9 protein-coding genes are annotated in these 12,560 nt (G+C 51.1%); 3 read left to right on the top strand and 6 right to left on the bottom strand.

The window, feature by feature from the left end; genetic code table 11:
• Window positions 1-95 precede the first annotated feature (95 nt).
• The gene (locus BA066_02245; protein RDD53843.1) at window positions 96-2,972 is read left to right on the top strand and encodes an ATP-dependent helicase; all 2,877 of its coding nucleotides are present in this window, start codon (window positions 96-98) and stop codon (window positions 2,970-2,972) included.
• Here BA066_02245 and BA066_02240 read toward each other — a convergent pair.
• On the bottom strand, window positions 2,966-3,589 hold the full coding sequence (locus BA066_02240; GenBank protein ID RDD53842.1) for a hypothetical protein: 624 nt from the start codon (window positions 3,587-3,589) through the stop codon (window positions 2,966-2,968). The genes BA066_02245 and BA066_02240 overlap by 7 nt on opposite strands.
• A 180-nt stretch (window positions 3,590-3,769) precedes the next feature.
• Window positions 3,770-5,131, bottom strand: coding sequence for a UDP-N-acetylglucosamine 2-epimerase (non-hydrolyzing) (locus tag BA066_02235; GenBank protein RDD53841.1), 1,362 nt, complete (start codon window positions 5,129-5,131; stop codon window positions 3,770-3,772).
• A gap of 69 nt (window positions 5,132-5,200) precedes the next feature.
• On the opposite strand from BA066_02235, the gene BA066_02230 reads away from it, so the two are divergent.
• Together BA066_02230 and BA066_02225 are read left to right on the top strand one after the other, a co-directional pair.
• Entirely contained in the window at window positions 5,201-7,609 is a 2,409-nt protein-coding gene (locus BA066_02230) for a hypothetical protein (protein ID RDD53840.1), read from the top strand.
• Window positions 7,610-7,667: 58 nt separating this feature from the next.
• Window positions 7,668-7,997, top strand: coding sequence for a hypothetical protein (locus tag BA066_02225; GenBank protein ID RDD53839.1), 330 nt, complete (start codon window positions 7,668-7,670; stop codon window positions 7,995-7,997).
• 245 nt (window positions 7,998-8,242) lie between these two features.
• Here BA066_02225 and BA066_02220 read toward each other — a convergent pair whose 3' ends face one another.
• The 4 genes from BA066_02220 to BA066_02205 all read right to left on the bottom strand — a co-directional run.
• The gene (locus BA066_02220; GenBank protein RDD53838.1) at window positions 8,243-9,277 is read right to left on the bottom strand and encodes a hypothetical protein; all 1,035 of its coding nucleotides are present in this window, start codon (window positions 9,275-9,277) and stop codon (window positions 8,243-8,245) included.
• On the bottom strand, window positions 9,278-9,895 hold the full coding sequence (locus tag BA066_02215) for a V-type ATP synthase subunit D (GenBank protein ID RDD53837.1): 618 nt from the start codon (window positions 9,893-9,895) through the stop codon (window positions 9,278-9,280).
• 4 nt (window positions 9,896-9,899) lie between these two features.
• Window positions 9,900-11,297, bottom strand: a complete 1,398-nt coding sequence (locus BA066_02210) for a V-type ATP synthase subunit B (GenBank protein ID RDD53836.1) — start codon at window positions 11,295-11,297, stop codon at window positions 9,900-9,902.
• On the bottom strand, window positions 11,298-12,560 hold a 1,263-nt coding region (locus BA066_02205), incomplete at its 5' end, for a V-type ATP synthase subunit A (GenBank protein RDD53835.1). It lies immediately after the preceding gene.

Raw genomic sequence — 12,560 nt, 5'->3', positions numbered from 1 at the left:
CGGTACTCCACGGGTTAAAAAAGATTATCTATCGGATGGGGCCCATTCATCTGCTGGGGCACCCGGGAGGAAGCGGGGGAGTGGTGAATAAATAAATGGAATGCAGAGATATACTAAAAAACTTTCCAGAATGTCTCATTTCTGCTATAAAAAATAAGAAAATAACTGAATTAACTGGAATTCAATTCAACGGAATTCCTCACGTAATTAGGGGAGAGAACACCCTCCTCATAGCCCCCACAGGCTCTGGGAAGACTGAAGCAGCGATTTGGCCGATAATATCAAGATTAGTCAGTGAGAATGATGGTAGAGGATTCCTAGTTCTTTATATAACGCCTCTTAGGGCTTTGAATAGGGATTTGGAAGATAGAATAAGGTTCTGGGCGTCAAGTTGTGGTTTGGATGTCGGTGTGAGGCATGGGGATACCCTGAAATCCGAGAGGCTGAAGCAGTCGGAGAACCCCCCTCAGGTGCTCATAACAACACCGGAGACACTGCAGATAATGCTAGCCTCACCCAAGCTCTCCATTCATCTCTCGAACGTTAAGTATGTGGTGATAGATGAGGTGCACGAGCTCCTAGATGACAAGAGGGGTGTTCAGTTATCCTTGGCTTTGGAGAGGCTCAGGGAACTCACCAAGAGGGAATTTCAGAGGGTGATGCTCTCAGCCTCTCTCGGAAACCCTGAGCTTGCCATGAGCTACTTCTCGTATCTTAGGGAAGGGAGCATCGTGATATCCGACGAGAGGAGAAGGATGGAGATCTCAGTTATGTTTCCTAGGGTGACTGGGGAAGATCTGAGACTCTCATCGAAGTTCCTACTTGAACCCGAGGCCGTCGCTAGGATAAGGGTCCTTGCTGACATCGTGAGGAACTCCAGATCGGCCATAGTCTTCACCAACACGAGATCCATGGCGGAGGCCCTGGGCCATAGGATGAGCAGGATCTTTAACGAGTTGAGGGTGCATGTCCATCACAGCTCCCTCTCTAGGGAGGCCAGGATCGAGAGCGAGACTCTCTTGAAGCTGGGTGAACTCTCCGCGATCATAAGCACGAGCTCCATGGAGCTCGGTATAGATGTGGGTCATGTGGATGTGGTCATTCAATATGGCTCACCCAAGCAGGCGATCAAGCTGCTCCAGAGAGTGGGTAGGTCTGGCCATGGGCCGGGAGGAATAGCCAGAGGCTTCATAATCTCCCAGGACTCTGATGACTTTCTGGAATCGTTGGTGCTGGCCAAGAACTCCTTAGAAGGTAAACTCGAGGAGGTGAGACCTTTAGAAAACTCCTACGATGTGCTTTATCATAGCCTGGTCGGTATGCTTCTGAGGGAGAGAGAGCTGAGCATCAAAGAGGTGCTGGAAGTAGCCAGAAGGAGCTACCCCTACAGGAACCTAGGGGAGGAAGAGCTCAGGAAATTGCTCTCATTTATGTCAAAAACATTTCCTAAAATCGTATGGTATGATGAAGAGCATGGGTATATTAGGAGAGTAAGTGAATATGCCTTCGAGTACTTCTTCGAGAACGTCTCAACAATACCGGAGATCACCAGCTACTCGGTCGTCGATGAGACGACCGGGTTCTACATAGGGAAGCTGGATGAGATATTCGTCTTAGAGTACCTATTTCCAGGGGCTAAGTTCGTCTTCAGAGGGTCCATCTGGAGGATGAAGAGGATCGAAGGAAGCACGATATATGTTGAGCAGGTATTCGATCCGATGGGTGCTATCCCGAGCTGGATAGGGGAGCAGCTGCCTGTCTCAAGGGAAGTGGCCAGAGAAGTGGGTAGGCTCAGGGGAAGGGTTGAGAGGGCTCGAGTTGAGGGTAAGATCGATTCACTGATTCGGGATATCGCTCATGAGTACTGTTTCTCCAGCGAGGAGGATATTAGGTATGCTATTTTACTAATAGTGGAACATTTAGAGAAAGGTTATCAGATAGCAACAGATAAAAGGATGGTGATTGAGAGCATTAGGGGGGGAGCGGTCGTCCACTCGACGCAGGGCAGCTTGGTCAACAGGACACTCGGTAGGGCCATTGCGCATGCCATCGCGAGGCACTTCAGGCTCATGGTCAGGGTCTCCGAGGATCCTTACAGGATAATAGTATTCGGGGTCACTGCGGAGCCCGTTCTGAGGGCCTTGATGAAGCTCACCGAGGAGGGAAAGGATTTCCTGCTGGAGGCCATTGAGAACAGCTCCTTCTTCAGGATCAGGCTTATGCACACGGCCAAGAGGATGGGACTGATAAGAGACTACTCCGCCTCTAGGACGATAAGCCTGAGCAAGCTCGCGAAAGCATATGAGGGAACGCCTGTCTATGAGGAGGCCATGAGGGAGACTACAACAAAGGATTTTGACCTGGATGGGACTCTAGAAGTCCTGAAAATGATTAGATCAGGGGATATCGAGGTCATATTGAGTGAGAAGGAGGGGCCGAGTCCTTTAACGCTCCTAGGACTCGACAGATCCGGCCTACCACTTGAGGTCATTCCTCCGGATGAGCTCTCCAGAAGACTTATCGAGAACTTCAAGAATAGGATACTATCTCAGCAGATGACTCTGGTCTGCTCGGATTGCTGGAGCTGGGCCTTGGATACCGATGTGAGCACGTTGACTGAGGTGGGAGCCCCGGCATGCGGTAACTGCGGGAGCAAGAGGATAGCTGCCCTGACGGGGCACTGGGTGGCTGAAGCTAAGAGGTACGTTGAGGAATCTAGGAAGAAGGGGAGACCATCCGTGGGGAACTGGGAGCTTGCAAATAGATGCTATGAGCTTGGCTCACTGACTGAGAGGTATGGGTTATCTGCGCTAGTGGCTATGGCTGCTAGGGCTGTTGATCCTCTAGATTTGGAGAGACTTCTGAGTGATCAGAGCGAGATCAATGAGATTTTCTTCGAAAAGCTGGCCAAGATCGAGACGGAAGCCGTCAAGAGGAGGATCATGGGAAAGAGGAGGAAGAGGTCTCAGTGAGAGATAACCCTCATTATGTCCTCAGCAGCCTTCCTGGGATCATCGGCTTTGGTGATGGCCCTTCCTACCATCACGAAATCCACCCTTCCGACAACTTCCCTTATGGTGATGGCATCTATCCCACCAGCGATGCCCAGCTTGATGCCGCATCCCCTAATCCTATCCAAGAGCTCGTACTCCGTGAATATTCCCTCATCCACTCCCTTGTGAATGCATATCCTGTCGACTCCCAGATCTATGAGCCTTATGATCCTACTCTCCGGATCCCTGACGCCCAAGGTATCGGCTAATACCTCCTTGCCATCCTCCCTAGCCCTTCTCACAGCCTCTCTTATCGTCTCCTCTGGGGCCAAGGCCATCACGCTCATGATGTCCGCTCCGGATGAGAAGGCAAGCCCGGCCTCCAGGTAGCCGGTGTCCATCGTCTTGGTGTCAGCGAATATGACACCATCAGGAAACTTCTCCCTGAGCTTCCTCACTGATAGCATTCCCACTGATTTTATTAGGGGTGTTCCAGCTTCAAAATTTCTGAAACCCACGGAACGAGCCTTCTCAGCCAGACCCAGCGCTTCATCAAGATCTATCACGTCCAAGGAGAGGAAAACCTCTAGTGGCATGGAATCCCCTCCAGCAACACCTTATCGTGTCAAATTTTAAGGTTATCATCGCGCTCCGCCTAGGAGTAGCCTCGAACACTACCCTCAGCGGGCCTCAGGAGGGCCCTAGAGTGGAAAGCTCATCTCCGACACGCAAAATCAGCATGGGCACTTCGGTGGTAAGAGCTGATGGAAGGCGATTCATCTCCTCATGAGCTTCCTCAACCTCCCGTAGTTGGAGGGATCACCCCTGATCCTGACTACCTGGCCTGGTATCAGCGGGGTCCCCTCATCGAACTGAATGGACTTACCATCAGCATCGTAGAGGCTCACAACCTCGTAGCCCGACATCTCCTTGAGCGATGCAACAGTATAGCCCCTCATCCATTCCTCGACCCTGAAGGCCACGTAATGGGGAGAACCGCCCCTGAACACAGAGCCTTCCCTGAGAGATCTGAGATCCCAAATATTGCTTATCACACTTGCTATGATCTTGGATGCGTTACCATCTCCGAAGGGATTAGGTATCTTTTTGAGTCTCTCAAGTATGTTCGGCTGGTAAAGGTACTTCCTGACTAGGGACACTATCGTCGACGGATTCGTGCCTGCTATCTCCCCGAACCCCAGCTCTATGACCTCTGGCCTCTCGGTGTTCTCCCTAAGTATGATGCATGGTCTCTTCAGCGTCACAGCCTCCTCCTGGACTCCTCCAGAATCGGTCAGCACTAAATCGGAGGAGAGGAGGAGACCCAAAAATTCCAGATAACCTAAAGGATCCAATATCCTCACATTCTTCAGGGATACCAACTTATTCCACAAGTTGAAGTGCTTGAGCATCTTCCTGGTTCTAGGATGAATAGGCCAGACGAACGTAATCTCGTCCAACTCCTCGAGGGCCTTCAGTATGCCGAGCATCTTGTACTCGTAATCGGTGTTCTCCTTCCTATGCACCGTCACGGCGACCAGGGGTCCTGATCCATCCAACTCGAGTCTGCTCAACACATTCTTAGCGGACACTTTACCCAACATCCTCACCACGGAGTCCACTATGGTGTTTCCGCTGAGGAAAGATATCTTAGGCGGAATGCCCTCCTCCACCAAGTTCGAGAATGCCCTCACTGTCGGCGCGAAGTTGAGGGAGGCCAGGTGATCTGAGATCCTCCTGTTAACCTCCTCAGGCATAGTGAAATCGAAGCTTCTCAGACCAGCTTCCACGTGAATGAAGGGTACCTCCGTCTTTGAGGAGGCTATCGCAGTCCCTAGGACGGAGTTAGTGTCCCCTAAAGCTATAACTCCGTCTGGTCTATAGCTCTCTATTACCTTTCCCACCTCTCTGATCACCGAAGATGTCTGTGAAACCTGATCATCCGAGCCTATGCTGAGGTTGACATCTGGCTCCTCTATTCCGAGCTCTCTAAAGAAGATACCGCTCATCTCCCAGTCGTAATGCTGTCCTGTGTGTACTAGGAGTAGCTCTACTCCCTCAATTCTGCTGAGAGCCTCGTAGAGCGGTGCCATCTTGATTATCTCCGGTCTAGTCCCCACGGAGACGAGCAGCCTCATCCCGTGAGGATAGAAAAATCCTTTATATTTAATGACTGCCAGGCCACCCAGAGGGTAAGGGGGTGCACCATGCTAAAGCCGGAAAGTGTCATCAAGTTCTACGCTTACACGACGAAAGCGCACAGAAACGATGTGGCTCTGGAACTGTTGAAATTTGATGAAGTTCATCTGGAGCCCCCTCAAGGTATCCCCGGTGTTAGACCTCCCAATAACGTGGAGTCAGATGAGCTTGAAGCGTATGAGGAGATCGTGAGAACTCTGGAAAGGACCAGCACTCTGGTAGGAGTGCCAATGAGTGCTATATCCAGCTTAGCTCGTAGGAGAGAGCCTGATGGAATTCACGACAGCAAGAAGATGATCTCAGAGCTGGATGAGGCTGTGGGGGAGTACCTGAGGGTTAAAAGGGAGCTTGAGATCTCAAAGAAGGTAAAACATTTACTGAGGGAAAGGGCAGAGAGGATGAAGGAGATAGACAGTAGATTGAGTGAGATAGAGGGGAAGATCTCCAGCTATTATGCTGCCACGCTTGAGGTCGTCGAGGAGGATCCCTCGAAGCTCAGACTGGGTAGAGCGCTCTTGGAGATGGACAGGGGACTTCTCAGGACATCATCCCTCCTCAACATGGCATCAGATAAGTCCCTCTCGTTGGATGATGTGGGCGAGGTGATAAAGAACGCTAAGGAATCTCTCAGGGATGTCATCGTGAGGATAGAGACTCTCCTAACTGAAAGGAAAGATATATCCGGATTCATGGAGATTGATCGAAATATTAGAGAAATATCCGCCGAGATGGATCATATCATAAACTTGGTTGGCGAGTACAGATCGAAAAAGGAGAAACTATCCGAGCTGAGGGCCATAGAATCCCTTTGGAATAAGATGAAGGATAGTATAAAGAGAATCCCGGAGTTGAGCCCTATAATGGCTGAAAGAGAGCCGGCCATCTCCAAGGTTTCCCAGCAGATAGGCATCTTGGAGGAGGAGATCAAAGGTATCGAATCTGAGGTGAGAAGACTATTGTTCAGGGTGACCGAGGACTGCTCGAGGGTGAGAAGGGAATTCTCCTCTCTCAGGGAGGGTCTTCTCTCGATAAAAGTCATAGCCGCTGGGGAGGCCGAAAGGAGGGTCAGCGAGCTCATAGAGGATGCCAAGCCCCTTATGGCAGAAAGGGGTAAACTGGAGGAGGAATTAGATAGATTGAAGAGGCTAACTGATAAAAAATTCATTAATGAGCTGAGGGAGAAGGAAAAGGAACTCAAGCAGAGGATAATAGACCTCTCGGCACAGCTAGCGGCCGCAGCGCTTCGCATGAGGGAGAAGGCCTTAATTCAGCGGATTGAGATGCTGATGTACGAGGGAGAGGAGATCTCCGTGATATCCGGCTGGATCCCTAGAAGAAAGATGGAAAGCTTCAAGAGGAAGCTGGAAGAGAGACTGGGGGAGTTCATAGCCATAGAGTTCGAGGAAGCTAAGGAGGATGAGGCTCCCTCCAAAGTGAATGTTCCTATATTGTTGAAACCGGTTAGATTACTCACGCACAGGCTTTACGGATATCCATCCGTAGTGGAACTGGATCCAACCATACTCACAGCCATATTCTTCCCGCTGATGTTCGGGATGATGTACGGGGATCTAGGCCATGGGATAACCCTGGCCCTCTTCGGCTTCTTCCTCTGGAAGAAAACTGGAGGTGCCATGAAGGAACTCGGTGGGCTTCTGATCTACTCAGGGATAGCTGCAGCTATTTTCGGGTACCTGTACGGGGCTTTCTTCTTCACCTCCATAACGGAACACCCCATCCTCAGCCCACTGCATGATACCATGAGACTCATGGCTGTCGCTTTACTGTTTGGGGCGTTCCAGATGTCGGTGGGGTTCCTCATCAACACCATGAACAAGATGATCGAGGGGGATCCGTTCGCAGCGTTCCTAGAGTATAGAGGGTTTATGACGCTCGTGATGTACGTGGGCGCCGTGATCGCGGTCGTCAGGAATGGCGCTGACATAGGGGGCACCTTGAGAGATCCTCTATTCCAAGCGATGTCGGTACCCCTCCTCGTGACCTGCATAGCCCCAATATTCAGGTCCGTCAAGGAGGGGCACGGGATCGGGGAGGGCCTCTCTGAGATGATATCCACCCTTCTTGAGAGCGTCCTGGCTCTCCTCAGTAACTCGCTATCCTACATAAGGCTTGCGGCCTTCGCGGTTATACACGAAGTCTTCGGAGTGCTCACGAACCAATCGTTGTTCGGGAAGGAGATGGTACTGATAGGAGAGTTACCCATCCTACTGAGTCCTGCTGTGCTGGCGATATTCGCCCTTATGAACATACTTGTCATGGGGCTTGAGGGTCTCCTCTCATTCATACAAGCGACCAGGTTAACGTTCTACGAGTTCTTCACTAAATTTTACCGTGCCTCCGGGAGGGAGTTCAGGAGAGTCTCGGAGTTGATCTGGGGGCTCGGCGAGGAATCCTAGGGTGAAATAATAATATTTTTAACTACCCTTACCTTGAGGTGAGTCATGGTCCCGTAAGGTGATGAACATGAAGCTCAAGAGGAAGCTGATGATATACGCGGTCTTAGGGCTTCCCCTAGTCCTTCTTCCGATATCACTCTTCACGGCGGCTGCAGCTCAACAAACGACCACTACGGAAATCGGTGGATTGAAGTTCATCGGTATGGCTCTCGCGATCTTGGGTAGTACCGTAGGGGCTGGGATAGCTCTCTATGGCGTGGCCATAGGAGGAAGCGCTCTATTGGCTGAGAATCCGAAGGCGTTCACTCAGGTACTGATACTTGGAGGGTTGGCTGAGGGAGTTGCCGTTTACGGTCTATTAGTTGCGTTCCTGATAATGGGGGGCTAGTCTACTCGGAGGGATTTTCCACGATCTAATCACAATATTTATCCTCAACTTATATAATATTTTTAACTTCTCGAAGTTCTCCCCATCCCCTAATAACCCTCAATTCTCAACAACAATAACAACAATTTAGTAATTTAGTTTAATAATTTGGTTTCATTTCAGATAATCATGCTGCATGGGGGAAAGTATCCAATTATGAATATCATTAGGAGAGAAAAATTAAAGCTATTATTAACAGAAAAAGTTTATGTCTCACGAGGTGTTAACAGATTATAGAGCATCTCCTTTGATACACCACTTATCCTTCCGAACAGCACCGTTCTCAGGCTCTGAGATTCCCATTCGGATGAGATCATGTAAGATATTATGTAGGCTTCACTCATAGGGCTCTTAAGGGAGATCCTCATGGATTCCATGTAGGCTCTCTTAGAGATGGAGTGCTCTATCACCCACGGCTCCCCTATCTCTCTCAGGGAGTCCCTGACCTCCAGTGAGACGCTCCTATACGGTGAAATATTTATCAATATATCCAGAAATTCATTTAAATCCTTAGAGGACATAAAGGCATCAAGCAATTTCTTGAAAGGTATTTTAGAAAGACTCTTCATGACGAGCTCATCGCTGATTCGGAGGTACTTAGATTTGAGCAGGATACCTAGGAGCATGTTCTCAAGGTAAGAGCTTATTATCTCATACACAGGCTCATTCCTCTTATCCTTGACTGTCTCAAGGAGCAGATCCGTGTAAACCCTCATAAGTATGAGATCCAACTCAGAAGGATCCCTTTTTTCGCTCGAGAGCCAATCCGCTAAACCAGAGGAGATCCTCTTATTCTCTATGACCTCCATTATATCCTCCAACTTCTCTATCCTAGAAAGCTTCGTCGTGTCCTGAAGGTAGCCATCATGGGGAAGCAAACTAACCCTCTCCAGTCCTCTCCCGAAGAGCCTTGAGAAAACTATCCTCCTTATGTTCTCGAGATCGTACTTGCTCATGTATGTCCTTAGAATCACTTCGATTGAGGATGCTCTGGCTATAGATATTAGCTTGTTCGCCCTAATGAAGTTCACCCTCATCGTAGCCTCATCTATCTTGATAGGGTCCGAGATGTCCTCCGGTCTCTCGAAGAATGCCCCGTAAGGAGTCTGAGATATTTTGTCGAACAGGAGCCTATTATCATCTATGAAAACCCAAGATCTCATCTCAGATAAGTCGATTAAATGAGAAGAAAGCCCATGCGTTCTCACAACCAGGTACTTGAGCTTGGCATCCTTCAGCATTCACTCTCCCCTCTTTATCTGCCTGTATTTCTTCACCATTATGAACTCCTCCAAGGACTCCTCATCCAGCATCTCCTCTATGTAATTTATCGCTGCCTCATGGTCCGGGATCACTATCTTCTCCAAGGCGTTCACCTTCCTCATGGTATCGGCCAGGGCAGAGGCCAGCCTCTCGAACTTAGCTTCGGAGTTGACTAGGGGCATCATCTCCCTTATCGCATCCGCGAACTTCCTAGCCGCCGCTATGACCACTGCATTGAGGGAGGGTGAGACCGCAAGGTTCAGTCCTACGACCTTGATCTCGGGGACTTCCACGCCTATCACGCTTCTCACTCTCATCTCCGTTAGCAGGGGCGTTGTCAACAGGGCTGCTTTCCTCATCTCCTCTGGTCCAGCCGCTGAGTAAGCTAGTTTGAGTAACGTATATGCCTCCTCAAGTCTCCTCTCGATGTCGACCCTCCTCTTCAGGTCTGGGATGAGAGATTGGCTCTCCCTGACGAGTTGGTCTCTCTTCATCTTAAGTGCTTCAACTCCGGATTTAAGGAGCCTCAACCTCTCCCTCAACCTTATAAGAAACCCCTTAGTGGGGAGCACCCTCCCCACGGACCTGAAGCTCATCAGCTCACCTTTCCACCAGAAGCCTCCTCCTCGGGTGGTACTTGCTCAACGTCTTCTCACTGATCCTGGTCAGCTCGGATTCGGGGAGCGTCGCCAGTATATCCCAGGCTATATTGAGCGTCTCCTCAATAGTCCTCCTCTCCTTGAATCCCTGCGCCACGAACTCCCTCTCGAACCTCCTAGCGAACTCCAAGTAGAGCCTCTCCCTCTGGCTCAACCCAGCCTCTCCGACTATCTGCACGAGTTCTCTGGCCTTGGTCCCTTGACTGTAAGCAGCGTATAATTGATCTGAAACCTCCTTATGATCTTCTCTAGTCTTCCCGGGACCTATACCATCCTTCATCAACCTGCTCAGGCTCGGAAGCACGTTTATTGGTGGGTATATACCCCTGTTGTAGAGGTCGAAGTCCAGGAATATCTGGCCCTCGGTTATGTAGCCTGTGAGATCCGGTATCGGATGCGTCAGGTCACCTCCGGGCATCGTCAGTATTGGCATGAACGTGATTGAACCGGGCCTTCCCATTATCCTTCCGGCCCTCTCGTATATGCTTGCAAGATCGCTGTACATGTAACCTGGATAGCCCTTTCTGCTCGGCACCTCCTCCCTGGCCGAGCTGAGCTCTCGGAGGGCCTCGCAGTAATTGGTCATATCGGTTACTATGACCAGGACATCCATTCCCAGGTCGAAGGCCAGGTACTCGGCCACCGTAAGGGCCACCCTGGGGGTAGTTATCCTCTCTATCACAGGGTCGTTCGCTAGATTCAGGAAGAGGACGGATCTGCTCAGTGCTCCGAATTCCTCAAACTGTCTCCTGAAGAACAGGACATCATCGTACTTCAGTCCAACGGCAGCGAAGACTATCGAGAACCTCTCCTCCCTACCGAGCACCACGGCTTGCCTGGCTATCTGGGCCGCGACCTCGTTATGAGGTAACCCTGATTCAGAGAATATGGGAAGCTTCTGTCCTCTGACCAAACTTAGCATGCCATCTATGGCCGAAATACCGGTCTCTATGAACTCATCCGGGTAGTCCCTCTTGGCTGGGTTTATCGGAGCACCGTTTATGTCCCTGAATTCATCCGCCCTTATGCTCGGTCCCCCGTCTATCGGCTCACCCGCGCCGTTGAAGACCCTACCTAAGACCTCATCGGACACGGGTATCTTCAGGGTCGAACCGGTGAACTTGACTATGGCATTGGACTCCAGCCCCTCCGTGTCCCCCAAGACCTGTATCACTACCTTATCCCTACCGGCCTCGAGGACCTGACCCAGCCACTCCCTTCCGTCCTCGGAGTATATCCTGACTACCTCCTCGTAGGCAACCCCCGGTATCCCCCTCATTATGACGAGGGGACCCTTCACATGATCTATCCCCCTGAAGGCCAGACCTCGGACGGACATTCACCTCACCTCAGCCAATAGCGAGGATATTTCAGCCTCCAACTGAGAGATCGCATCCCTGACGGCACCCTCGAACTCCTCCTCGGGGATGAACTTGAGCCTCCTCAGCAACCCCAGGGATCTCATCTCCACTATCCTCGACATGGGAACACCAGCCTCCACCAGGGGCTTGGTTCTATCATAGAACTCAAGCAGGGTCTTCAGGAGGAGCACCTGCTTCTTGGGGGAGCAGTACGTATCGACCTCATGGTAGGCGCTCTGTACGAGGAACCCCTCCTTTATCAGCTCAGCCGATAGGAGCACCAATCTGTTTTCGTCGGATAGGGCCGCCTCCCCTACGACCCTGGCCACTTCCTCCAGGCTTGAGGCTGCCTGAAGCAAGGACATGGCTTTCTCCCTGTACTCAATCATGTCATGCCCGGTCATCTCGATCCACCAATTCCTCAGGCCTTGGGCATATTTGGAGAAACTCCTGAGCCAATTTATGGAGGGGAAATGCCTCTTGAAGGCGAGGTCTTTATCAAGCGCCCAGAACGCTCCCACGTACCTCATGGTGTGCTGGGTGACTGGCTCATTTAGATCACCCCCGGAGGGGCTCACAGCCCCTATAACGGCAACAGAGCCGATCTCATCCCTGCTCCCAGCCACCTTGACCCTTCCGGCCCTCTCATAGAACGAGGCTATGAAGTCAGGGAGGTACGCAGGGAAGCCCTTCTCAGAGGGTATCTCCTCGAGTCTGGAGCTCAGCTCCCTTAGGGCCTCAGCCCATCTCGACGTCGAGTCCGCTGTCAGCACAACGTGGAGTCCCATATCCCTGTAATACTCGGCGTAGGTTATGCCTATGAATATGCTGGCCTCCCTCGCGGGAACCGGCATGTTGCTCGTGTTCGCGATAAGAACGCTCCTCTCGAGGAGGGGTCTTCCCGTCCTCGGATCCACTAACTTGGGGAAGGTGTGAAGGAGATCCGTCATCTCGTTGCCCCTCTCCCCGCATCCCACGTAGACGACTACGTCCGCATCAGCCCACTTCGATATCTGATGAAGGGTCACAGTCTTCCCCGTTCCGAAGCCCCCAGGGACCGCGGAGGTCCCTCCTTTGACTATGGGGAAGAAAGTATCTATGACCCTCTGACCAGTAACTAGGAGTTCGCTGGGGTCTAGTTTAATCTTGAAAGGTCTGGGATTTCTCACGGGCCACTTATGATACATCTTGAGTTGCTCCTTCCCCCCTGCGTGCTCTACGAGCACGATGGGCTCCTCAAC

Source organism: Candidatus Korarchaeota archaeon NZ13-K (assembly GCA_003344655.1).
GTDB lineage: Archaea > Korarchaeota > Korarchaeia > Korarchaeales > Korarchaeaceae > Korarchaeum.
Note: the sequence above shows the minus strand (reverse complement) of the source record. Positions and strands in the feature narration are given on the sequence as shown.